The organism is Streptococcus parasanguinis (assembly GCF_015556095.1).
Taxonomy (GTDB): Bacteria; Bacillota; Bacilli; order Lactobacillales; family Streptococcaceae; genus Streptococcus; species Streptococcus parasanguinis_Q.
The window spans coordinates 158,531-182,897 of sequence record NZ_JADNLT010000002.1; the positions used below are offsets into that span (position 1 = coordinate 158,531).

The 24,367-nt window shown below is 43.9% G+C and carries 23 protein-coding genes and 2 tRNA genes; 2 read left to right on the forward strand and 23 right to left on the reverse strand.

The window, feature by feature from the left end; genetic code table 11:
* Positions 1-16: 16 nt before the first annotated feature.
* From I2E70_RS03945 to rsgA, 15 genes are all read right to left on the reverse strand, one after another.
* The gene (locus I2E70_RS03945) at positions 17-376 is read right to left on the reverse strand and encodes a MerR family transcriptional regulator (RefSeq protein WP_155124589.1); all 360 of its coding nucleotides are present in this window, start codon (positions 374-376) and stop codon (positions 17-19) included.
* Between the two features lie 67 nt (positions 377-443).
* Complete coding sequence (locus I2E70_RS03950) at positions 444-977, reverse strand: FUSC family protein (RefSeq protein WP_024055322.1); 534 nt, start codon at positions 975-977, stop codon at positions 444-446.
* A 264-nt stretch (positions 978-1,241) separates the two neighbouring features.
* A complete protein-coding gene (locus tag I2E70_RS03955) occupies positions 1,242-2,441 on the reverse strand; it encodes a phosphoglycerate kinase (protein WP_195423542.1) in 1,200 nt (399 codons plus the stop codon).
* Positions 2,442-2,644: 203 nt separating this feature from the next.
* Complete coding sequence (locus tag I2E70_RS03960) at positions 2,645-7,435, reverse strand: endo-beta-N-acetylglucosaminidase (RefSeq protein ID WP_195423544.1); 4,791 nt, start codon at positions 7,433-7,435, stop codon at positions 2,645-2,647.
* A gap of 234 nt (positions 7,436-7,669) precedes the next feature.
* Entirely contained in the window at positions 7,670-8,680 is a 1,011-nt protein-coding gene (gene gap / locus I2E70_RS03965; RefSeq protein WP_003003093.1) for a type I glyceraldehyde-3-phosphate dehydrogenase, read from the reverse strand.
* A 279-nt stretch (positions 8,681-8,959) separates the two neighbouring features.
* Positions 8,960-11,041, reverse strand: coding sequence for an elongation factor G (gene fusA / locus I2E70_RS03970; RefSeq protein ID WP_003003071.1), 2,082 nt, complete (start codon positions 11,039-11,041; stop codon positions 8,960-8,962).
* 303 nt (positions 11,042-11,344) lie between these two features.
* Positions 11,345-11,815 carry a 30S ribosomal protein S7 gene (gene rpsG / locus I2E70_RS03975; protein ID WP_003003105.1) on the reverse strand — a complete coding sequence of 157 codons (471 nt, stop codon included), beginning with the start codon at positions 11,813-11,815 and terminating at the stop codon, positions 11,345-11,347.
* A gap of 19 nt (positions 11,816-11,834) precedes the next feature.
* The gene (gene rpsL, locus I2E70_RS03980) at positions 11,835-12,248 is read right to left on the reverse strand and encodes a 30S ribosomal protein S12 (protein ID WP_003003125.1); all 414 of its coding nucleotides are present in this window, start codon (positions 12,246-12,248) and stop codon (positions 11,835-11,837) included.
* Positions 12,249-12,453: 205 nt separating this feature from the next.
* Complete coding sequence (locus I2E70_RS03985; RefSeq protein ID WP_049514802.1) at positions 12,454-13,026, reverse strand: hypothetical protein; 573 nt, start codon at positions 13,024-13,026, stop codon at positions 12,454-12,456.
* A gap of 23 nt (positions 13,027-13,049) precedes the next feature.
* Positions 13,050-13,865 (reverse strand): pur operon repressor, encoded by an 816-nt coding sequence (gene purR / locus I2E70_RS03990; protein ID WP_037599408.1) that lies wholly within the window; start codon positions 13,863-13,865, stop codon positions 13,050-13,052.
* Positions 13,866-14,000: 135 nt separating this feature from the next.
* Entirely contained in the window at positions 14,001-14,945 is a 945-nt protein-coding gene (locus I2E70_RS03995; RefSeq protein ID WP_049514801.1) for a 3'-5' exoribonuclease YhaM family protein, read from the reverse strand.
* Positions 14,932-16,182 carry a DNA recombination protein RmuC gene (locus I2E70_RS04000; RefSeq protein ID WP_195423546.1) on the reverse strand — a complete coding sequence of 417 codons (1,251 nt, stop codon included), beginning with the start codon at positions 16,180-16,182 and terminating at the stop codon, positions 14,932-14,934. Before I2E70_RS04000 ends, I2E70_RS03995 begins: the two co-directional genes overlap by 14 nt.
* 1 nt (position 16,183) lies before the next feature.
* Positions 16,184-16,816, reverse strand: a complete 633-nt coding sequence (locus I2E70_RS04005; protein WP_195423547.1) for a thiamine diphosphokinase — start codon at positions 16,814-16,816, stop codon at positions 16,184-16,186.
* Entirely contained in the window at positions 16,809-17,468 is a 660-nt protein-coding gene (rpe, locus tag I2E70_RS04010; protein ID WP_023919231.1) for a ribulose-phosphate 3-epimerase, read from the reverse strand. The genes I2E70_RS04005 and rpe overlap by 8 nt, the downstream gene beginning before the upstream one ends.
* A gap of 14 nt (positions 17,469-17,482) precedes the next feature.
* A complete protein-coding gene (gene rsgA, locus I2E70_RS04015; protein ID WP_049474638.1) occupies positions 17,483-18,361 on the reverse strand; it encodes a ribosome small subunit-dependent GTPase A in 879 nt (292 codons plus the stop codon).
* Positions 18,362-18,608: 247 nt separating this feature from the next.
* On the opposite strand from rsgA, the gene I2E70_RS04020 reads away from it, so the two are divergent.
* Together I2E70_RS04020 and I2E70_RS04025 are read left to right on the forward strand one after the other, a co-directional pair.
* Positions 18,609-18,691 (forward strand) — tRNA-Leu (locus I2E70_RS04020).
* A gap of 4 nt (positions 18,692-18,695) precedes the next feature.
* Positions 18,696-18,785 (forward strand) — tRNA-Ser (locus I2E70_RS04025).
* A gap of 45 nt (positions 18,786-18,830) precedes the next feature.
* Here I2E70_RS04025 and rsmA read toward each other — a convergent pair.
* The 8 genes from rsmA to rnpA form a co-directional block, all read right to left on the reverse strand.
* Complete coding sequence (gene rsmA / locus I2E70_RS04030) at positions 18,831-19,706, reverse strand: 16S rRNA (adenine(1518)-N(6)/adenine(1519)-N(6))-dimethyltransferase RsmA (RefSeq protein ID WP_070665666.1); 876 nt, start codon at positions 19,704-19,706, stop codon at positions 18,831-18,833.
* A gap of 52 nt (positions 19,707-19,758) precedes the next feature.
* Positions 19,759-20,343 carry a ribonuclease M5 gene (gene rnmV / locus I2E70_RS04035; RefSeq protein ID WP_125826631.1) on the reverse strand — a complete coding sequence of 195 codons (585 nt, stop codon included), beginning with the start codon at positions 20,341-20,343 and terminating at the stop codon, positions 19,759-19,761.
* A complete protein-coding gene (locus tag I2E70_RS04040; protein WP_195423549.1) occupies positions 20,315-21,085 on the reverse strand; it encodes a TatD family hydrolase in 771 nt (256 codons plus the stop codon). The genes rnmV and I2E70_RS04040 overlap by 29 nt, the downstream gene beginning before the upstream one ends.
* Positions 21,086-21,210: 125 nt before the next feature.
* Entirely contained in the window at positions 21,211-21,345 is a 135-nt protein-coding gene (gene rpmH, locus I2E70_RS04045; RefSeq protein ID WP_003003086.1) for a 50S ribosomal protein L34, read from the reverse strand.
* A 147-nt stretch (positions 21,346-21,492) separates the two neighbouring features.
* Complete coding sequence (locus I2E70_RS04050) at positions 21,493-22,122, reverse strand: ribonuclease P (RefSeq protein ID WP_195423551.1); 630 nt, start codon at positions 22,120-22,122, stop codon at positions 21,493-21,495.
* Between the two features lie 75 nt (positions 22,123-22,197).
* Positions 22,198-23,145 (reverse strand): RNA-binding cell elongation regulator Jag/EloR, encoded by a 948-nt coding sequence (gene jag, locus I2E70_RS04055; protein WP_195423553.1) that lies wholly within the window; start codon positions 23,143-23,145, stop codon positions 22,198-22,200.
* A 15-nt stretch (positions 23,146-23,160) separates the two neighbouring features.
* On the reverse strand, positions 23,161-23,976 hold the full coding sequence (locus I2E70_RS04060; protein ID WP_003015944.1) for a YidC/Oxa1 family membrane protein insertase: 816 nt from the start codon (positions 23,974-23,976) through the stop codon (positions 23,161-23,163).
* Position 23,977: 1 nt separating this feature from the next.
* Complete coding sequence (gene rnpA / locus I2E70_RS04065) at positions 23,978-24,319, reverse strand: ribonuclease P protein component (protein WP_049506558.1); 342 nt, start codon at positions 24,317-24,319, stop codon at positions 23,978-23,980.
* Positions 24,320-24,367 lie beyond the last annotated feature (48 nt).

The following is a 24,367-nucleotide window of genomic DNA, read 5'->3' on the forward strand; positions in this document are numbered from 1 at the left end:
CAAGCTTATGAAATGATCAACGAAATTGACCATATGGCGATGGGGAAGATGTGAAGCGACTTTGCTGAAGAATGTCGCGATGAAGAGCCTTACGAATGGCTTCTTGGCTGACCTCCTTGGTTTGCTCTTGCTCTTTTTCCGCATATCTCTTCTTGATATCCGCAATATTTAAGCCATCTGAGATATAATCTTTGATCTCAAGCAAGCGGTCCATATCATCCAACGAATACATGCGGCGATTGCCTTCTGTCCGATCAGGAGAAATCAATCCCTGATCTTCATAATAACGAATCTGGCGAGCTGTCAAGTCGGTTAACTTCATAACACTTCCGATCGGAAAGACTGCCAGCGAGCGTCGTAATTCCTTTTCCTTCATACCATTCCTCTTTCTATTCTATTATATCGAAAAAAAAATCTATGTCAAGATTAAATGTTACATAATCTTACATAGGTTTTTTGTACTTCTTGAGAAAATCTCGAATACGATCGACATCCGAATTGACCAAAATCGCAACAAAAACGCCGATAAAGGTCTCAAATATTCGGGCAAAAACATACAAGAAGGTTTCTCCGTTAGGAATCGAGAGGGTAATAATCAGCATTGCCGAAACTCCTCCGATAATTCCTGCTTTATTATTCATAGCGACATTTGTCATAATGGTTAACATGGTCGCAATTGGGACAAAAATCAGAGTCACCCAATACGCCCCATGAAAGAGCGTTTTTAAAAGGAAGAACAAAACAGCATAAAAGCCTCCGATACTATTGCCCATGACACGCGAAGCCCCGAAGTGGACACTCTTATCAAAGTCTTCCCTCAAACTAAAAACAGCTGTCAAGGTCCCGATCTGAAGGCCGCGCCAGCCAAATATTCCAAAAATAAGTAGTACAATAAAAACGGCAATACCTGTTTTAAAGGTTCTCATCCCCAAACGGAATTTGGACCAATCAAATTTGTGTCGTTTAAAGTAATCCATGGTCACCTATCTTTCTATCTCTATTATTCTACCATATTTTCAGAACGGAGAGAACAGTTAAAATAGAAAGAAAAGAGAGTGAGACAGAAATCGGTAATTCGTTAGAATTCGATTTCGTCGTCCCACCTCCGCACAGTTGAGTAGGGCTATAAAAGCTGATGAGATCAGTGTAGTAGAGCCCACTCAACCACTGCGTCTTGCTCGACGATGCAAAGACAATTAAGAGGCTGGGACAAAAGTCCCAGCCTCTTAATTCTCATTAGATTATTTATCTGTAAGAGCAGCCAATCCTGGAAGTTCTTTACCTTCAAGGAGTTCCATAGAAGCACCACCACCAGTAGATATCCATGAGAATTTGTCTGCACGTCCAAGGTTGATCGCTGCGGCAGCTGAGTCACCACCACCGATGATTGATTTAACGCCTGGTTGTTTCACGATAGCGTCCATCACACCGATTGTACCAGCTTGGAAGTCAGGGTTTTCAAATACACCCATAGGACCATTCCATACAACTGTTTTCGCACCAGTCAATTCTTGGTCGAATTTAGCAATTGATTTAGGACCGATATCAAGACCAAGGAATCCTGGATCTACTGCTTCACCTTCAGTGTCTTTCACTTCAGTGTAGTCAGCAAATGCGTTCGCTTCTTTTGAGTCAACTGGCAAGATCAATTTGCCGTTTGATTTTTCAAGAAGAGCTTTCGCCACATCCAATTTGTCTTCTTCTACAAGTGAGTTACCGATTTCGATACCTTGTGCTTTGTAGAATGTGTAAGTCATCCCACCACCGATAAGGACTTTATCAGCTTTTTCAAGCAAGTTTTCGATAACACCGATCTTGTCAGATACTTTAGATCCACCAAGGATAGCTACGAATGGACGTTCTGGAGCTTCAACTGCTTCTTTGATGTAAGCAATTTCGTTTTCAAGAAGGAATCCAGCAACAGCTTTATCAACGTTTGCTGAGATACCAACGTTAGATGCGTGTGCACGGTGAGCAGTACCAAATGCATCGTTTACGAAGATACCATCTCCAAGTGATGCCCAGTATTTACCAAGTTCAGGATCGTTTTTAGATTCTTTCTTGCCGTCAACATCTTCGAAACGAGTGTTTTCAACCAAGAGAACTTGTCCATCTTTAAGAGCGTTAACAGCTGCTTCCAATTCAGCACCACGTGTAACACCTGGGATAAATTGAACTTCTTGACCCAATTTTGCAGCCAAGTCAGCAGCTACAGGAGCAAGTGATTTACCTTCTTTATCTGCTTCTTCTTTTACACGTCCAAGGTGAGAGAAGAGGATTGCACGTCCACCTTGTTCAAGGATGTACTTGATAGTTGGAAGAGCTGCAGTGATACGGTTATCGTTAGTGATCACGCCATCTTTTACAGGAACGTTGAAGTCAACACGAACGAGAACTTTTTTCCCTTTCAAGTCAACGTCTTTAACAGTCAATTTTGCCATTAGATATGACTCCTTCTTTTTTTAATACATGATAATTATATCACAAAAGCTGTAAAAGAGGTAGAAAAATCCAATGCTTTTCCCTTCTAATTCGTAGGATCCGAACGACACTTCTAGATACAAGATCAAACCTCTCTAGTTTTCACCAGAGAGGTTTTTTTGAGAGTGACTTTTTAAGTGAACAAAAGAATCCTGTAAAAGCCTTACTCTTCTTTCTTCTTACCAGCCAAGAGGAAGCCGCCTAAGGCTGCTAGGAGAACAGCTTCAGCTGCAAAGGAAGCTTCTAGGCTTGCCGTATTTGGCAAGTGTTCCGATTGACTTTCTTTACTTGCATCTTTTGTTTCTTGCTGAACCGTTGGCTGTAAGTTCACTCCTTGGTGGGCACTTAACAACTGATGGATCTCTTGGTCAACCATATCCTTGTGTTCTTCCTCCTGATGACCCGCTTGAGTAGAAGTCGTTGGGGCCAACTGATCCACTTGAGAAGGCTCTGTAGGCTTCAATGGATTAGCTAGATCCGGAGTCACTGGGGTAGCTGGTTGAACAGGTTGATTTGGTTGAGCCGGTTGAACTGGCTGATCTGGTTTAGCCGGTTCTTCTGGTTGGATCGGTTGATCTGGTTCTTCCGTTTGTGCTGGCTTATAGACAATCGCATAGTGAGTAAAGTGAGGAGCTGTAAAAATGACCACATCTCCAACTCTCTCAAAGGCCAAGGATTGAGGTGCTTGACCTTCTGGGAAGAAGAGAACTTGCTCCACTTCTTTATCCTTATCCACAGGGATTTTCACAAGGGATGGATGGTGGGTATCGATATCTTGACCGCTGGCATCCACACCTTCAATATCAAAGACGATTCCTTCTCGGCCCTTCAGCTCTTCTTTTTCTGCCTGATTGGCTTCAACTTTTGCGACTTTTAGTCCTTTGACAACGGTTGGCTCTAAGTTGGAGAATTGGACTTCGACTCCAGTCGCAGGGTCTACAAAGACCGCTGGCTTGTCTTCTTTCAGGAGCGCAATCAAGGTCTCTAGACCTGTCTTAGCTGTTTCAAGCGCTTCAGGAGTGAGCTCTGAAGAAGCTAGGAGCTCTTTATTTTTCTCCAGGAGTGCCTGTAAAGCTTCACCAGAAGGGTGATTTGGCTTGCTTGCTAATAGAGCAGTCGCTTCTGTTGTTAGGGCAGAGAGAGCTTCTTTTTCTTTTGTTAGATTAGCTTGACCATCCAAGGCTTTCAAGAGAGCGGTCAATTGGTTCAACTGCTCATTGACTTGATCTTGTGTGCTGGTATCATGCTCTTTCAAGACTTTTTCAGAAGCAGACATTCCAGCTAGCAAAGCTTCTTTAACTTCAGGAGTGGCAAAAGTAAAGTCTACTTTGGCTTTTGCAGCTTCAGCTTCAGCCAATTTTTGCTTAAGGTATTCATCGTTGAGAGCTGGTTTTGGATTGACGAGGACATCAAAGCTTGTGCTAGCTCCTTTGTAATGGATAGTGATGGTTTGACGGCCTTCCTTGCTCGCATCAAATCCAGTTATTTCAACACCTTCATCGGTCAAGGCGTGCGTTTCGGTCGTTTCATCTTCAAAGACGACTGTAAAGCGTCCGCCTTCTTTCTCCAATGCTTCTCCGACGATATATTCCACTTTTGGTTTGTCGGTCAATTCTAGACCAGCAACTGCTTTTTCACCTGCTTCCTCTGCACTGACCACAAAAACAGTGAGAGTCTTATCCAATTTCTGACCAAGGTAAGAAACTTCTAGGTGTTGTTCTCCAAGCTTGCTACTGTCAAATCCATGAATCTCTACACCTGAGTTGGTGAGGTTGACCAGTTGATCTGCTTGGCCATCTTTATAATGAACTCGGAGAGTCGCCCCTTTCAAGGAAAGGGCATCGCCTTCCCGGTAGACCTTCTTGGTCAATCCATCTTCAAATTGGAGTCCCGCAATTTCTTTATCATTCTTTGGAACCTCGATCGCTAGAACGTTACTGATATCTTTGCCAGGTTCTTGCGCACGATAGTAGAGAAGAGATGGGGTTGATTCAAAAGCCAGTGGTTTAAAGATGAGATTTCCAGCTTGATCGGCTGTCATGGTCGCAATTGGACTGGTGGCTTCTTTATCGGCATAAAGAGTCAGTGTGGTATTGGCCGGAACATCTTTGAAGCCGACTTGGACAAAATGATTGCCCAAGTTTTGCGCTGCAGCATGTTTCATCGGGATGTTGACCGTTTCAGTATCCAGACTTTCATACATCTTCCAGTTGTAAATCCGGATGGCTTGCCATGGGGTGCCGTTATCTGCTGTAATGACATGGAGACGCCAGTCTTGAGCCTTGATTGGATGGTCCAGTGTAATGTCGGACACATGGGCTTTATTGCCACGAACTTCCTTAGCGAGCTTCCACTCACCCGCTTCGTCCTTGTAGTAAAGGTCGAAGTCACGGGTATTCATCTTGCCATCATCGACAGATTCCCCACCAGCACCGGCATGGTCCATGACCCAACGAACAATGGTCCGAGGTTGTGTCAAGCGGATATCGACGGTTCCACTCAATTGAGCAGAAGACCATTTATCTGAAAGACTGGTAATGGTCCCATTTAACATGCCTTCAATGCCTTCACTACCATCCGCATCTGGGAAGCTTGAACCGATCACTTTGGCTCCGATGACCACGTTTGGTGCTAAAACTTTTGGTAGACTGGTATCTGACACGGTCATGCCCCAATCAAAGGCCACGGTTCCCGCATCTGAACGTTGGCCGTTCTTCCCAACTGCCACAACCTTGAGTTCCTGAGTGGTTCCTTTGGCACTTGCTGAACGGCTAACTTTTGGTAGATAGACGGTTGTCGCAGAAGATCCTGTTAAGAGACGCCAGTTATCGCCATCTTTTTCATAGACTTCATAATAATCCGCATCTGCTACCCCTTTAAAATTGAGGACTGCTTCTGCTTCTTGCGCATTTTGTAGGCGTTTTGCCCGAACGGATACTTCTGCTGGAGTAGCTGGTTTCTCTTGGTTCGACGTAATCGACAATTGGCCGAGATTAAATTTGTAGTCTTTGACATCCGTATCATGGTCAAAGAACATCTTCACAGCATAAATGGTCTTGCCAGCCAAACTTCCCAAATCAAAGGTTTGAGTAGACCAATCTGCACTCGGTGTTAATTCTTTCCATTCGTATTCAGAGTAGTCTTCTTTGGTGGCAACAGCTACCCAGGCAGCTGCTCCGACCCCACCTTTATGACTGACGCTCAATTTTGTCGTTTCTGTCACAGGAATCTTGGTCGAATAGAGCATGACATTTTGACTGCTATTGGCTTTTAAATCTCCTTCAAAAGCTAGAGAATTTCCTCCATTGTAAGCTTGATCAAAATCATAGCGACCTTTTAATGGTGTACTATCTTCACTATGCTCTACCCACCAACGCCATGTTGGAAGGTAGCCAGAAACAGAACGGTAGTTCCATTCCCCTTCTTTAGAAATCTTGCCATCCACAAACCAGTGTTTTCCGTGACCAGTATTGAAGGAAGTATTGAAATCTTCACTAGTGATTGGGGTTTTGTCCACAACCAAATTAGACATTCCGTACCAAGATTGGTCTGCTGGTTTTCCTTTAGTCGGATCTCCTTGGAAACCTGTCCAGAATAGATCTTCATGAGTATGGTAACCTTCTCCAGTCTTTCCTAGACCTGTAATGGTATCTGGCGCATAAAGACCAAGAGATAGACGCAACTTGCCATGTTCATCTAAAATGGCATTCCAGTCTACATTAGTCTTATAAGAGCCACCTTTTTGGAGCTCAAGTCCAGCTAGAACATCATAAGGATTGCGCTTAATCCATTTGGCTGTACTGATGGAATAATCCACTTCTGATTTGCCCCAGTTAAAGTTAGCAAAGAAGGTATCCACTGGGTTTTCCCCATTTTCTGGCTGCATGAAATTGTAGTTGTATTCTCCCAGCGCATTCTCATGGTAACGGCCATATTCATAGGTCATAGCATCATACCAAGAATACTTAATCGGATAGTTCAGACTTTTCGCATATTCCTTGGTATAAAGAAGAAAATCTCTCAATTTTGGACCCAATGGTTCTACAAGATTTCCGGTCGTTTCTTGGTTGATAAAGTAACCATCAAAGCCATAGTACTTGGCAAGTTCGACTAATTTACGGGCGATCGGGAAAGTTTTAGAGCCTTCACTATCTTCTTTCAAGGTTTCTGCAAAACGTTCTTGATCCTTGATGCTGCTAGACCAGTTATAAAAGATTGTCCCATAAATAGGAACCCCATTTCGGTGGGCAGCATCGATCACATCTGCTGATGGGACCAGCCCTTCCCAAAAGACCATAGAATCCAAATATTGCCAGTAATCAAAAGCATAGGCCTTAAACTCTTCCCCGCCGACAGACGCATGATCCTTGGCTTTGGAGTTCATGTTTGACAGCGCTTGGATCTTCGCTTCAGGGTTGGCTTGTTCATTAATTTGTTTTCCTTGGAAACGACTCGCAAGTGGAACGCTTGCTCTGTTCATATCGTCATCCACTCGTTTTCCTGGTTCCCACTTCAAGAGATCGTCCCAGGTATCGAACTTAACTTCTTTGGGTCTTAATTGTTTTTCTTCATTGGTTGGTAAATCAGCCACTTTCTCAGCAGTAGCTTTCGGTTTTTCAGTCTCTGAAACAGCTGGAGTATCTGTAGTTGTCGAGCTAGCTTCTGTACTTGTAGGCCTAGCCTCTGGAGTGACCGCTTCTGCGGCTGGTTTTGCAGGATCAGCTGTAGGAAGTGCCGCATCTGCAGTATAGACACCAGCTTCTCTCACTAAATGATTGACGTCTTCGGTCGCTACTGAAGAGGTTTCTAAGGGTTGTTCACTAGTAGAAACCGCCTCATCTGCAGAGACAGCGCCTGTCCCTAAAAATGCTAACCCAATCAATGTGGAACAAACTCCCACACTGAATTTTCGTATACTAAATCGTTCTTTCTTTTCAAATAGATGACCTTTCATCTTGACCTCCTTGTATGGTTTTTTTCTTTTTCTTGAGCGATTTCCATTGGCTCCTTTCTCTACGACCTGTAATCGCTTTCATTTTCTTGTATTAGAAATCTCCAATCAAGAATAGGATACCCTAATCTATTTAGCACTGTCAATCTATTTTAGCAATTCCTATAATATGATGAGAAAGCCCTAAAAAAAGTACAAAAAAAGAGGAGGTTTCCCTCCTCTCATCATACGCATGAATTATTTAGCAATTTTTGCGAAGTATTCAAGAGTACGAACAAGTTGTGCAGTGTAAGACATTTCGTTGTCATACCATGAAACAACTTTAACCAATTGTTTACCGTCAACGTCAATAACTTTAGTTTGAGTTGCGTCAAACAATGATCCGTAAGACATACCTACAACGTCTGAAGAAACGATTGGATCTTCAGTGTAACCGTATGATTCGTTTGAAGCTGCTTTCATAGCTGCGTTCACTTCATCAACAGTAACGTTCTTGTCAAGAACAACTACCAATTCAGTAACTGATCCAGTTGGAACAGGAACACGTTGTGCAGCTCCGTCCAATTTACCGTTCAATTCAGGGATAACCAAACCGATTGCTTTAGCAGCACCAGTTGAGTTAGGAACGATGTTAGCAGCACCAGCGCGTGCACGACGAAGGTCACCTTTACGGTGTGGACCATCAAGGATCATTTGGTCACCAGTGTAAGCGTGGATAGTAGTCATCAATCCTTCAACAACACCGAAGTTATCTTGAAGAGCTTTAGCCATTGGAGCCAAGCAGTTTGTAGTACATGAAGCACCTGAGATAACTGTTTCAGTACCATCAAGAATATCGTGGTTAGTGTTAAATACGACTGTTTTAACATCTGATCCACCAGGAGCAGTGATAACAACTTTCTTAGCACCACCAGCATGCAAGTGTTTTTCAGCAGCTGCTTTAGTAGCAAAGAAACCAGTTGCTTCAAGAACGATTTCTACACCGTCGTTAGCCCAGTCGATTTGTTCTGGATCGCGTTCAGCAGAAACTTTAACGAATTTACCGTTAACTTCGAATCCACCTTCTTTAACTTCCACAGTACCGTCGAAACGACCTTGAGTTGTATCGTATTTCAACAAGTGTGCAAGCATAACTGGATCTGTAAGGTCGTTGATGCGTGTAACTTCAACACCTTCTACGTTTTGGATACGACGGAAAGCAAGACGTCCGATACGACCGAAACCGTTAATACCAACTTTAACTACCATTCGTGATTTCCTCCTTATGAAAATCAAAAAAATTTTTTGTGAAAAGAGTAACTTGACACAGCGCCAAACATCTTTTAACAGTCTCTATTATATACTTTATTGCATTAAAAAGCAACTATTTCCCAACGAAAAGCAAGATTTATCATAGATCACCACCTCTTTTATTAAAGTTTTTCACAAAGTCTTGATCGATAGGAAAAGCGCTATTTTACTTGTACTCACTTTTGGAACAAAGAAAAACTCTTCCCAAAGTGGGAAGAGTTTTTAAGCATTGGTAAATTAAGCTTCACCTTTAGCTTTTTTAATGATTTCTTCTTGTACTGATTTTGGTACATCTTCGTAGTGGTCAAATACCATCATGAAGGTACCACGTCCTTGAGTTGCAGAACGAAGGACAGTAGCGTAACCGAACATTTCAGCAAGTGGCACATAAGCACGAACGATTTGGCTTGCACCGTGTGCTTCCATACCATCTACACGTCCACGACGAGCAGTTACGTGACCCATAACATCCCCAAGGTTTTCTTCAGGAACTGTGATGGTTACAAGCATCATTGGTTCAAGGATAGCTGGTTGTGCAGTCTTAGCAGCTTCTTTAAGCGCAAGAGATGCAGCGATCTTGAAGGCAGTTTCAGATGAGTCGACATCGTGGTATGAACCATCGTAAAGCTTAGCTTTCACGTCAACCATTGGGTAACCAGCAAGGACACCGTTCGCCATAGATTCTTGAAGTCCTTTTTCTACTGCAGGGATGAATTCACGTGGAACCACACCACCGACGATCGCATTTTCGAACTCGAATCCTTTACCTTCTTCGTTTGGAGTAAATTCGATCCAAACATCACCAAACTGACCTTTACCACCAGATTGACGTTTGAAGAATCCACGTGCTTGTGTAGAAGCGCGGAATGTTTCACGGTAAGATACTTGAGGGGCACCAACGTTAGCTTCAACCTTGAATTCACGTTTCATACGGTCAACAAGGACATCCAAGTGCAACTCACCCATACCAGAGATAACTGTTTCACCAGTTTCAGGGTTTGTTTCAACGCGGAATGTTGGATCTTCTTCAGCCAATTTTTGAAGGGCGATACCCATCTTGTCTTGGTCTGCTTTAGATTTAGGCTCAACCATCAATTGGATAACTGGTTCTGGAACTTCGATTGATTCAAGGATGATTTTTGCTTTTTCATCTGTCAATGAGTCACCAGTTGTAGTATCTTTCAAACCAACGGCAGCAGCGATATCTCCAGAGTAAACTGTTTCGATTTCTTTACGAGTGTTGGCGTGCATTTGAAGGATACGTCCGATACGTTCACGTTTACCTTTAGAAGTGTTCAAGACGTATGAACCTGAGTTCAAGACACCTGAGTAAACACGGAAGAATGTCAAACGACCTACGAATGGGTCAGTCATGATCTTGAAGGCAAGAGCTGCAAATGGCTCTTCATCAGATGCTGGACGTTCTTCTTCTTCGTCTGTATCTGGGTTCACACCCTTGATTGCAGGGATATCAAGTGGGCTTGGAAGGTAGTCAAGGACCGCATCCAACATCAATTGAACCCCTTTGTTCTTGAAGGCAGAACCACAAAGTACTGGGTAGAACTCAACGTTGATTGTAGCTTTACGGATACCAGCTTTCAATTCTTCGTTAGTGATTTCTTCCCCTTCAAGGTATTTCATCATCAAGTCTTCATCAGTTTCAGCAACTGCTTCAACCAATTTTTCACGGTATTCTTGAGCTTGTTCAAGGTATTCAGCTGGAATATCTTCTTCAAGGATATCTGTACCAAGGTCGTTAGTATAGATTTCAGCTTTCATCTTGATCAAGTCAATGATTCCGCGGAAGTCATCTTCAGCACCGATTGGCAATTGAATTGGGTGAGCGTTTGCTTGAAGACGGTCATGAAGTGTGCTTACTGAGTAAAGGAAGTCAGCACCGATTTTATCCATCTTGTTAGCGAATACGATACGTGGAACTCCGTATTCAGTTGCTTGACGCCAAACTGTTTCAGTTTGAGGCTCAACACCTGATTGTGAGTCAAGAACGGTTACAGCACCGTCCAAAACGCGGAGTGAACGTTGAACTTCGATAGTGAAGTCCACGTGTCCTGGTGTGTCGATGATGTTTACACGAGTGTCTTTCCATTGAGCTGTTGTAGCGGCAGATGTGATGGTGATACCACGTTCTTGCTCTTGCTCCATCCAGTCCATTTGTGACGCACCTTCGTGAGTTTCACCGATTTTGTGAATCTTACCAGTGTAGTAAAGGATACGCTCAGTTGTAGTTGTTTTACCAGCATCGACGTGAGCCATGATACCGATATTACGAGTTTTTTCAAGTGAAAATTCGCGTGCCATGAGGTTTGTTTCTCCTATATTTTTTATTTCTATATTCTATTATAACATGATTTAATAAAAACGGATAGGCAGGACCTACCCGTTCTCAGTGTTTTCATGCTAAGTTTTGGTTCCAACTTGTAAGAAGAGTTGAATTGGGTTCAAGAGCTGACGAAGCTTAATTGAACTCGGGCTAAAGTTAGTTAGCCGATTTGAGCCGGAACGGGATGCTGTGTGAAAAAGATAAACTTCCTTGTATTCATCGAATACTGCGTCAGTTTCCTATTTTCACTTTGCATCCTTGCCGTTCCTAGCATCATGATCTTACCAGCGGAAGTGTGCGAATGCACGGTTAGCTTCAGCCATACGGTGAGTATCTTCACGTTTCTTAACAGCTGCACCAGTGTTGTTCGCTGCATCCAAGATTTCTTTTGCAAGACGATCAACCATTGTGTGTTCACCACGTTGACGAGCGATTGTTACCAACCAACGAAGTCCAAGTGTTGTACGACGTTCTGGACGAACTTCAACTGGGACTTGGTAGTTAGAACCACCGACACGGCGAGCACGTACTTCAAGTACAGGCATGATGTTTTCCATAGCTGTTTCGAATACTTCAAGAGCATCGTTTCCAGTAGCTTCTTTAATTTGTTCGAAAGCTCCGTAAACGATTGAAGCAGCTGTACCACGTTTACCATCAAGCATAACGCGGTTGATAAGACGAGTAACTAATTGTGAATTGTAAAGCGGATCTGGCAATACATCGCGTTTAGGCGCACGGTTTTTACGACTCATTTTTCTTTATCCCCTTTCCTTATGCTTTTGGTTTTTTAGTACCGTATTTAGAACGGCCTTGTTTACGATCGTTTACACCTGCAGTATCAAGTGCTCCACGGACGATATGGTAACGTACCCCTGGAAGGTCTTTTACACGTCCACCACGAAGAAGAACCACGCTGTGTTCTTGCAAGTTGTGTCCGATACCTGGGATATAAGCAGTTACTTCGATCAAGTTGCTCAAACGTACACGGGCAAATTTACGAAGGGCAGAGTTAGGTTTTTTAGGTGTCATTGTTCCAACACGAGTTGCAACACCACGTTTTTGTGGTGAAGAAACGTTTGTTTGAACTTTTTTATGACTGTTGTAACCAACGTTCAAAGCTGGTGATTTAGATTTTTCTACTTTTGATTTACGCGGTTTGCGAACCAATTGGTTAATTGTAGGCATCTACATTCTCCTGTGAAATTTTTTATTTTTGGTGATGGTACACTTGGTGACAGCTACCATCTGTGTGTACTTTTGCAACATTTGTCAGCACGTCCCTGTACACTCTTGAGAGACCAAAAGTAAAAAGTACCGTCTATTATTATAACATGACGGCACTTTGATTGCAAGATGTTTTTTTATTTTTTAAAGAAGTCGAAAAAGTTCATTATTGACCAGCTTCAGCAGGTACTTCTGCCCCTGCATCTGCAGCCGGAGCATACTGTTGTTGCTGTTGTGGTTGAACTGTCGCATTGGCTCCAGCTACTCCAGCATTGGCATTGGCATTAGTATTTGCGTTCGCGTTCGTGTTGGCATTAGCGTCTGTTTGAGTCTGCTGTGTTGCCGCTGTGTCGCTCTCATAGGTCAGTCCATAATAGTTAGCGATGTATTGGATACGGGCCTCAAGCGATTGCTTTTGAGTCGCATCTTTGACTTTTTTCACAGCAGCTTGGGCAGCGTTCACAGAATCTTGACTTGGAGTTGTTTCCATTTGAACGACTGCTTTTTCAGCAGCTTCTGTATTTTTCTTTTCTTCCTTCTTTTCTTTTTCTTCCTTTGTTTCCTTTTTCACTGGAAGGGAACCTGTTTTTTTAGCAGGTTGAATTTCTGTCGTTACCTGGGCAGCTGTATTCTTTTTAACGGTATACAAACCAGCTACCAAAATAAAGGATAGAGACAGAACTGTCACCAAGCGAATCCACAAAGGACTATTATCAAATCGATCTAAAATTCTTTTCACTTTTTGATCCTCCTTTGTTGCTCTTAATCAAAGATATTCCCAACTTCGACACTCAATTTATTTTCTTTTACATCGATGTTGGTCACGCGCAATAAGGATTTGTGTTCAAAGAATTCACGGTCGGTTGCAGCATTATCCGCAAAGACAGCTACCCCTGCTAATTCAGAATCAAATTCAGACAAGAGGCTGACCATCCCGTTAATCGTTCCGCCACCTTTAAGGAAGTCATCGACAATCAAGACCCGGCTTCCTGCTTTTAGGCTCCGTTTTGAAAGGAACATTTTCTCAATGCGATCCCCACTTGAGCCTGAAACATAGTTGACACTAACGGTTGACCCTTCTGTGATTTTCAAATCACGACGGACAATAACAAAAGGAACATTCAAGACATTGGCTACTGCATTGGCTAGAGGAACTCCCTTGGTCGCTACGGTCATGACAGCATCAATCTTCTTATCCCGGAAAGCTTTGGCAATGATGCGGCCGATGCGATTCAAAATCTTTGGATTGCTCAACAGATCAGACAGGTAAATGTAGCCACCAGGAAGGATACGATCACTTTCAGACAGCTGCTTGCAAAGATCCTCGACGATTTCTTTGGATTCTTGATCTGAGATAGACGGTGTAAAGATAACACCTCCACCAGCTCCTGTAATGGTCTCAATATTTCCGATTTCCATCTCTTCAAACGCACGCTTAATGATCACGATATCTTCTGAGATGGAAGACTTGGCAGACTCATACTTTTCCGCAAACGTATTGAGGCTCGTCAATTCATAGGGATGGTTGATCAAGTAATTAGAAATCACGACCATCCGTTCACTTCTTCTTAATTTCATTTTCTCACCATGTAGTTTTTTCTATCATTATACCATAAGAAGCGAAAAAAACGAACATTCTGATTTACAGAAGGCCGTTTTTTCCTGATTATTTTATTTTTGGCAGAATCATTCCCGTATTTATCTCTGTTTTTACTAGTCGAGATTCGGTTTATAGAAGGAACGATTTTCCATCGCAAAGATTTTATTGGTCATTTCGCCAGGACCAATTAAGCCAAGTGCCGTTGTCATCATCATCATTTCTGCATCCAAATTATCGATCATATGAATAATCTCTGCTTCCATGATCTTTGGACGAACAGGACTACCGTATTCGAGCAAGCCATGGTGACTCAAGATCACATGGCGAAGAACGATGACATCTTCTTTTTGGTCATCAATCTTCAAGTCTTGCAAGACCTTGGTGATTTCTTCATCGATGAGTGCAATGTGGCCGATGAGGTTGCCTCGAACAGTGTATTCTGTATTTTCAGGCCCCGTCAACTCGATCACTTTGGCCAAATCGTGTAACATAATCCCTGCAAAGAGCAAGCTCTTATTCAACTGAGGATAGATATCACCGATACTATCTGCCAAGCGGACCATGGTCGCCGTATGATAAGCCAGGCCTGCTTCAAAGGCATGGTGGTTGGTCTTAGCAGCTGGATAGCTATAAAACTCTTTCTCATATTTCCCATAGAGGGCCCGGACAATCCGTTGCCAGACTGGATTTTCAATTTTGAAAATCATGTTTGACAGGTATTCATGCAATTCCTTGGGATCTACTGGTGGTTTTTCCTTAAAGTCTGCTGGATTGTTGGGCTCTCCTGCTTGGGGCAAGCGCATGTTTAATTGGTTGACTTGCGGAGTATTATTGTAAACTTCTCGACGTCCAGACATATGGACCACGCGTCCAGCCATAAAACTCTCTACATTGTGAGGTTGGGCATCCCATAGTTTACCTTCGATTGTACCGGTCTCATCCTGGAAGACAAAGGCGAGGTAGTTTTTCCCGGCCCGCGTTTGACGCACTTCTGCTGACTTGATCAAATAGAATCCTTCGAACAATTCATCTTTTTTCATTTGGTTAATTTTGACCATCATCTTCTCCATCTTCTATATATACATCTAGTTCCAGCAGGTCCTCATCGCTTTCGATTTGGCGGAGTGTCCGCTCGATGGCACTGGTCCGTCTGGTGAGCAAATCATCAATATTATTGGAAGCATTCTTTAAATGGCGCTGGGTCTTGGCCAGAATCCCTCCAAACTTATGGAATTCTGATTTGACCGATCCCAACACCTTGCTAATGTCATCTGCACTCTTTTGGATGTTGAGCGTTTTAAAGCCAACAGACAAGGAGTTCAAGAGGGCTGATAGTGTGCTTGGACCAGCCACTAAAATTTGTTCGTCCCGACGCAAGCGATCGAAGAATTCTGGATTGCGAACCACTTCGGAATAGAGGCCTTCAGTTGGCAAAAAGAGAATTCCGAAATTCGTTGTCGCTGGTGGAAAGAGGTATTTTTGTTGGATATCCTTAGCAAAACGCTTGATACTAGCAAGAAGGGCCTTGCGGTAACGCTCGATCTCCTCTTTCTCTCCCGATTCATAAGCTTCTTCCAGACGATAGTAATCTTCCAGTGGGAATTTAGAGTCAATCGGAAGATAGACTGGTTCTTCTCCTTGTCCAGGAAGCTTAATGGCATATTCCACGCGCTCACTGGATTGAGGAACGGTGACAAACTCCCGCTCATACTGGGCTGGGGTCAAGATATCTTCAATAATTTGGCCCAGCTGCAATTCGCCCATAATCCCACGCGTCTTGGTATTGGAGAGAACTTTATTAAGAGTTCCGACATCCCGCGCCACTGTCTGCATTTCTCCCAGCCCTTTGTTGACCGACTCCAATTGTTTTGAAACCGTCTCAAAGGAGGTCTGCAAGCGGTGCTGCAAGGTTTTCTCCAATTTTTCTTCTACCGTTTGGCGCATCTGTTCTAGCCGCACTTCATTGGACTCTTGGATCTGGCGCATGCGCTCATCTGTTTTGTCCCGATTTTTAGTAAAGTGCTCATTCATCTCAGCGCGCAGAGCCGTCGTCTGCTGGTGGATCTCCACTCGCATCTCGGTTAAGCGATCTGTCAGGGCGATCTCTAACTGCTGATTGGCAATCTGGCTTGCTTGCCTTTCTTTTTCAAAACGATAGTCCAACTGGTCTGTCAAATGATCCTCATGGTCTTCCAGCATCTCTCGTAAAGCCGGTCTGGTGTCATCTGACCGTTGCAAGAGATAGATGAGGAGGCCCAGATTGAGCAGGCCAATCAGAAGCAGAATGATATTCATATTAACCTCTGTCTTTACTATAAACAATGACAAGATAGCCACGATCAAGACTCACTTGAATCAGTTGATCCAAAAATTCATTGGAGCCATACATGGCCTTCAAAAAATAATTCTCCTGATGGAGCGGATACTTGGCTCCTGTGATCTCTAAGCGACCTTGTCCGACAGGCATAAAACCAACATAGGACATGGCTGGATCTGGCTGAATCTCATGGCAGCCGGCTGATCTGTAGATCAAGCGATTTTGACCGTCGACTAATTGGATTTGCTCCATGTAGGGAGCTAGGTCTGGATCGGTCGGCAAAAAGATATTGGACAAGAAGTGATCCAAACGACCGCCAAAGGCACCATAAACGGTGACACCAGCCTCTGGATAGGCCTCAAAGGCCGCTTTTAAGGCCAATTCCAAATCCGTATCGTTCTTTTCAGGGATGGATTGAATAACCTGCTTGGCTTGGGTTTGGATCTGGCGCAAATCGGTCTCAGAGACAGAATCGAAATCCCCCACAGCTATATCTAAAGGCAGACCTTGTTCCAGTAACTTCAAACAGCCACCATCAACGCCTACATAAACGTCATGATCTTTTGGCAAGAGCGTGCTGTCACCTCCTGCCAGTATTGCGATGTTACCCATTTACAGCATCTCGGAGCGTTTGAACGCGCTCATTGACCTCCCCATTAAAGACATAAGAGCCCGCTACAAAGACATTGGCCCCGGCTTCTTTTGCTTGGGAAATACTTTGAGCATCAATTCCACCATCCACTTCGATATCAAAGTCTAAACCTTTTTCTTCACGAAGAGCGACTAATTCGCGCACCTTGTCCATGGTTTCAGGCAAGAAGGCTTGGCCACCGAATCCTGGATTAACGGTCATAACCAAGACTTGATCCACCAAGTTCAAGACATGTTTGATACTGTCTACAGGAGTCCCTGGGTTGATCACGACACTAGCCTTCACACCCGCTTGACGAATTTTTTGAAGAGCTCCGTGGATATGAGGAGTAGCTTCCACATGGATGCTGATGATGTCAGCACCTGCACGGGCAAATTCTTCGATATGGTGTTCGGGATTGGTGACCATCAAGTGGCAATCAAAGACCAACTTGCTATGCGGACGCATGCTCTCTACGACACCAGCTCCAAAGCTGATATTGGGCACAAAATGGCCATCCATGACATCGATATGGGCATAGTCAGCTCCAGCTGCTTCTAAGCGTTTCAATTCACTTTCAAAATTGGCATAATCTGCACTCAAAATTGAGGGTGCAATTTTCATTGTTTTCATCGTTGTAGTGTCTCCTATTTTGGCATTTTTTTCGAAACTTTTTTATAGGTTTCGCGACGGTTTTCAATCTCACTTAGAAATTGCAAGTAATCCTCATAACGGAAAGGCGCAATTTCCTCTCTTTCAACGGCTGGTTTCACCGCACAAGCGGGCTCATGCGTGTGGGTACAGGTACGAAATTTACAAGAGTGGCTCACATCGGCGATCTCTGGGAAGGCTTGATTTAAATCTTCACTGGTCGTCACTTCGTAATCAAGGGAGGAGAAGCCAGGCGTATCTGCGATCTTTCCTCCATTTAAATGGTAAAAGCTGACAGCTCGGGTCGTGTGTCGACCGCGCCCCAGACTATCTGAAATCTCACCCGTTTCAAGCTCCAGATCCGGAGCGATTTTATTGAGCAAGGTCGATTTTCCTACACCAGTCTGCCCCATAAAGACCGTGGTTTGATTGGTCAAAAGGGGCAAGAGTTCCTCAATCGACAAGACAAAATCATAGCCAATAACCTGGTAGATTCCTTGGTAGTAGTGGATGTCTTCCATATCTTCTAACAAGTCCAGTTTTGAAATATAGACAATGGGATGAATCCCCTTATGCTCCAAAAGAACCAGAAAACGGTCTAAAAGATTGGCGTTGAAATCTGGCTCCTTAGCTGACATAATCACTACTGCCTGATCAATATTGACAATAGGAGGGCGTACGAGGCTATTTTTACGAGGGGCAATGCTCAAGATGTAGCCTTCTGAATTCTCTTCAGCAGAAAACTCCACCTGATCCCCCACATAAGGAGTCTGTCCTTTTTTTCTAAAATTTCCACGAGCCCGTGTCTGGTAAATGTGACCATCTGACTCCACGTAGTAGAAGCCAGCCAAGGCCTTGACGATTGTTCCTTGCAAATCGCACTCCTTTGAGATTAATACTCCTATTATACCAAAAAATGAGAAATAAGGCTGGATTGCTCAATAAGAAAAAACGAAAAGTGAACCTCTCCGGACGCTTTTAGAAACGAATAGGTTCGTTTTTTAAATGGATAGAAACAGAAGACGGAGTATCTGTTATGACTTGTCTTTTAGCAGAATTCGGGAAAGGGCACCTTCCTTTTTTTCCTTGGCATTTTTCCTAAAAAGTGTATAATAGAACTATGCGGAGGTGGTGGAACGGCAGACACGCATGCTTCAGGCGCATGTGCCCCTTCGGGCGTGAGGGTTCAAATCCCTTTCTCCGCATCTTGGAAAGGTGGCCCAGCTCGGTACGGCACCGGACTCGAAATCCGGCAAGTGGATTTTTATTCACGCGCGGGTTCAAATCCCGTCCTTTCCTTCTACAACAAACAAGACATGAGCTATGAAGCTCATGTCTTTTCTGTTATTTTATTCCCGCATCTAGAAGGCCATCTGCTAGGCGGGCGAAGTCTTCTAAGCTCAGAGCTTCTCCTCGTACAGAAGGTTGCAGGCCTGCAGTTTGGATTCCTGCTTCCAGCTTGGCTTTGATTTCTTCGGTCTTGCCGAAGCGACTAGTCAAGTTGTTCCAAAGTGTTTTGCGGCGGTGGACAAAGCTAGCCTTGCTGACAGAGAAGAAGAAATCTTCATCCTTGACGGTTACTGCTGGCTCTTCGCGACGGACCATCTTGAGGATGGCAGAGTCGACGTTTGGTGCTGGCACAAAGACGGTGCGAGGTACAATAAAGGCTACCTTAGCAGTCATATAGTATTGGACAGCAATGGATAACGAACCATAAGCTTTGGTGTTGGGCTCAGCTGAGATGCGGTCTGCCACCTCTTTTTGCATCATGACCACAAATTCTTGGAAAGGAATCTTGGATTCGATCAAGTGCATGAGGATGGGAGTCGTAATGTAGTAAGGAAGGTTAGCCACTACCTTAATCGGAAGGTCTGGGTTTTTAAACTCTGCGATGTACTGGTTGAGGTCTACCTTGAGGATGTCTTGGTTGACAACCGTTACATTGTCAAAATCCCGTAAGGTATCCGCCAAAATAGGAACCAAGCGGTCATCGATCTCAAAGGCCATGACTTCTGCCGCATTTTCCGCCAAAAACTCAGTGAGAGCTCCAATTCCTGGACCGATTTCGATGACATTGACCTGCTTATCAATCTCAGCCGTATCCACAATTTTTTGAAGGATGTTGGTATCGGTCAAGAAGTTCTGACCGAAGGATTTTTTAAAGGTAAAACCGTGACGCTCCAGCACTGCCTTGGTCACGCTATAATCTGCAATTCTCATTTTTTCTCTTTTCTAATCAGTTTAGAGGTAAAGAATCCCCTCTACTTCCGTCTTAATAACTAGCCATCGCCTCTTCGACTTGGGCCAAACAAATTCCAAACAACTCCAAGCGTTTGAGTAATTGCTTGCCATTGCAGTAGCCGATGCGCAAGGCTTCGCCTAGATATTCCCGTCGTTTGCGACTATCGCTTCCCATCAACAGTCCAAGCCGCATCAAGTCGGTCTTTGTGATATCAAAGAAATTTTCATCTTCATAGGAACCCACCAGCCCAGCAAGGGCTTTTTCTAAATCTTCAAAGTTCGCATGCTCCACTCCAAGAGAACGCCCCTTGGTCTTGGATTTGGGGACTGCTTCACCACGATTTAAAAAGGCATGTTTGGCCTGGGGCACCTCTTGCATAATGATCTTGCGAATGCGCTCGCCATTATAATCTGGATCGGTAAAGACAATGACCCCACGCAACTCTTGCAAGGTAGCAATTCGTTCCAAGTCATCTTGATCGATCGCAGAGCCTCGCGTTTCATAGGTATCCACCTCATAAAAACGACGGAGATTAGCTGTGTCGTCCTTGCCCTCCACTACAATCACTTCTGGTATTTTTCTTTTCTCAGTCAAGGCCAAATACCTTTCTTGCATTGTCATAGGTTGCCTGAGCCACTTCTTCTGTTGTTAAGCCACGTAGTTCTGCAATAAAATCTACCACATAACGAGTGTAGGCTGTTTTATTTTCCCGACCACGTTTGGGAACTGGTGCTAGGTAAGGGGCATCTGTTTCAACCAAGATCTTGTCTAACGGAAGGCCAGCTGCCGCTTCTTGGACATCTGTGGCTTTCTTAAAGGTCACCACTCCAGAAAAGGAGATCATCATTCCCAAATCCATGAAGCGTTTAGCTTCTTCTAAACTTCCTGAGAAAGAATGCATGATCCCACCGCGAGGACCGACTCCTTCACTCTTGATGATGGCATAAGTATCTTCTAAAGCATCACGTGTATGCACCACAAAGGGGAGGTCCAAGTCTTTAGACAATTGAATCTGACGACGAAAAACCTTTTCTTGGACATCTTTTGGTGCTGTCATCCAGTGGTAATCCAGACCGATTTCTCCGAGTGCGACGACTTTGGGATGTTTTAGCTGTTCAAGTAAATAGGCCTCCACTTCAGGACTATAATCTCCCGCCTCAGTGGGGTGCCAACCAAGCGTGAGATAGAGTTCTGGATGCTGGTCTGCCAACTCCATGGCACGCTCAATCGTCGGTTTGTCAAAACCAACGATATTGTGGGCTACAACGCCCATTTCCTTGGCCAAGTCGAGCTCTTCTTGTTCTTTTCCTGCGAATTCTTCCACATTGAGATGGGTGTGGGTATCAAAAATCTGCATGATCTTCCTTTTCTTCCGAGTTTTTCTTCTTTATATTATAGCAGAAAGCGCCTCTAAATTCACTTTCGGACAAAACAAAAACCAGTAGTCTCGAGTTTCTACTGGTTTTTAGGTTTTTATCTGAATTAGGCAGCCAAAACTTTGCGTCCTTTACGACGACGAGCTGCCAATACGCGACGACCATTTTTAGTTGCCATACGGTGACGGAAACCATGTTTGCGCGCACGACGAAGTTTACTTGGTTGATAAGTACGTTTCACGATGAATACCTCCTCATAGATTTTGTATTCGTTTAGCCGGCTAGTTGTGATCAGTTACTAAACATACTTTACTATTCTATCGGATTCGACTCTATTTGTCAATAGCTATGGCAAAATTGTTGCAAATACAGGTCGGAGAACACCTTTCTACACCTGACGGGTTGCCAAGTAGTAGGGTTCCAGAGCCATCAGCGCCTCTTGCAACTGATCCAGGATATTCTCAGGAGAATCTTCCTCGACTAGAGAAACATCGTATTTGACGAGGACCTTACGAACCGCCCCTTCTGCTACTGCTTGCAACAGATCATGGCGATTCTTTTCTGTTCCTTCTACCCTTTGACTCTCTCCATTTTTCTGGGCGAAATAATAAACTGGCTGAGAGATAGGAAGGGTGAGAACCTTGTGTTGTTTTTGAAGGCTCTGCTCATCTTTTTTTCGCTCGATAAAGCTCACCTCTAAGGAAACACCAAAATCAACTGCATCTCCATAGAGCCTCAAGGCAAACATAGGCTCTGCCATCGTCCCTTCTCCTTTTAGATAGGCCCAAAAATGAGGGCGCAAGACCTGGGCCTGGTTCATCCACTGGCTGGTCCGATCTTGCTCCAAGTAGGGGTGACGCTTCTGAAAGGCTGAGACTAAATCGGTGAATTCCTTACGAGCCGCTTGAGCTAGGGCACGATACTGCTCCATCTCTAAGGCTAGCACTCCAGCCTTTGCTGGGGCCTGGTAGTGAATTCCTTGAAGCTTTAAAAACTCTCGAATCGCTGCAAATGCCATTTGCTTCCTTTCTAAACCTAAAAAAGGAGAGATCGGCTCAATCCCGTCTCTCCCTTATGGGAAATAATAGCTAGATTATCCTTCGATGTCTACCACCACGTAACGGTTTGGTTCTTCCCCTTCAGAGTAGCTAGTGACTCCTTCCATCTTAGAGACGATACGGTGAATGATTTTGCGTTCACTGTTTGACATCGGATCTGTCTGTTGGGCTTGCCCATCTTCGAGGGCACGTGTTGCCAACTTCTGAGCATAGCTTTGAAGAACTTCTGCCCGGTGTTCTACATAGTCATTAACATTAATGGTAATGTAAAAATTCTTTGAGTAGCGGTTATAGAGGTAATTTTGTGCCAAAAGTTGAAGAGCCTTCAAGACTTTTCCGTGGTAACCAATGACACGTCCTGGTTCATTGGTATCAATTTGCATATTGACTGTACGGCGGTTGTGACTGCTTGAGATGGTTGCATCCACATCCATTTCATCGACCACTGTTTGAACATAGGCTGTCACATCAGCTACGACTTCTTCGATGTTGTAGTTTTCCTCTACCTCGATACCAAGGTTTGAGAAATCAGATTCGCTTGATTCTTTTGTCGCTGGTTCTTTAACTTTTTCAAGGATATGTTCATGCCCTTTTTCTTCAAGAACGGTATCTGCTTCTTTGTCATGTTTCAGGATTTCTGTCTTGATTTCTTCAGAGACAACTTCTCCTTCTTCTTCGACCTTTTTGATCGCTGCAACGACGCGTCCGAGATCGACCGTTGCTTCGCTCACCGTCTTAACCGGTTCGTTTTGTGCATTGATCTCGTCTGGTACTCCTTTGACAGCTTTTTGGTTAGCTTTCACAACCGTTGTTTCTGCAATGGGCTCAATCTCAACTTGAGCTAGTTTTTTACCAAACAAGCCAAGAAAACCTTTCTTTTCACGCGCTACAACCGTAATATGTGCCTTCATACGAGGAATATCTAAATCGTTCAGACCTTTTTGAATCGCTTCTTCAACAGTTGCTCCAGTATATAGGACCATATGTCCACCTCTTTCTTATTTTTTCTTTTTCTGTGCTTTGTTTAGGGCACGGCGTTTTTGTTTTTCCATGTCGCGCGAAGCTTGTTCTTTTGCTTCACGCTCTGCAATAATCTTGAAGGGGTTGTTCAAGAGATAGGTTTGCCCGACTTGGTAAGCATTGGAAGTCACCCAGTATAGTGCGACCCCGCTGGCTGAGAACAAGGCAAAGAAGAAGATCATCACAGGCATCACATACATCATGGTTGTCGCACTACCATTACGCTCTGGCATGGCTTTATTGGTCAACCAACTGCTGAAAAATGTGAAGAGTGCTGCAAGAACCGGCAAGATATAAGTCGGGTCGATCGCACCAAGGTCCAACCAGAGGAAGTGACCGACTTTAAGGAATTCGACACGGCTCAGCGCTTGGAACAAGGCCATCAAGACCGGCATCTGGATCAAGAGAGGAAGGAAGGCTGAAGACGTTTTGACACCTTTTTCCTTGTATAGGGCCCGCATCTCTTCAGAAAGCTTGGTCCGACTATCAAGATCCTTCCCAGGATACTTAGCTTGCAATTCCTTGAGGAGGGGTTGAATTTCCTGCATTTTGCGGGTTGAATTCATTTGATATTGGAAGAGAGGCAAGAGGACCGTCCGGATGACAATGGTAAAGACGATAATCCCTACACCGATACTTCCGCCAAAGGACAAGAAGCGGATAGCTTCTGCAAAGAAGTAGACGAAGCGTTCCCAACCACCTGTCGACTGAGCTGTCACTTGAGAGGTTCCACAAGCTGTCAAGACCAATAAGGCCGCTCCTAATAATCCAGTTAACTTCAGTTTCTTTTTCACATTATTCCCTTTCTTGGTAGACATGCGCTAATTTTAAGACATGTACAAGATTTTTCTCTACTTGATGAAAGTCGAGCTCCTCCACTCCTTTACGAGCAATGACAACAAAATCATCGGTCGTAAGGAAGGCTTGGTGTTTGATCAAAACATGGCGAATCAAACGTTTGATGCGATTTCTGGTCACAGCATTTCCCAGTTTCTTACTAACAGACAGGCCGACTCGAAAATGCGGTTGGTCCTTGTGCAAGCGGTAAACAACGAATTTCCGATTGGCAACATTTTGACCACTTTTAAAAATAGCATTAAAATCTTTGTCACGTTTGACGCGGTAGCTTTTTTTCAAACCTCAACTCCCTCTTTTAAATTTATTCTATTATACCATATTTTCAAA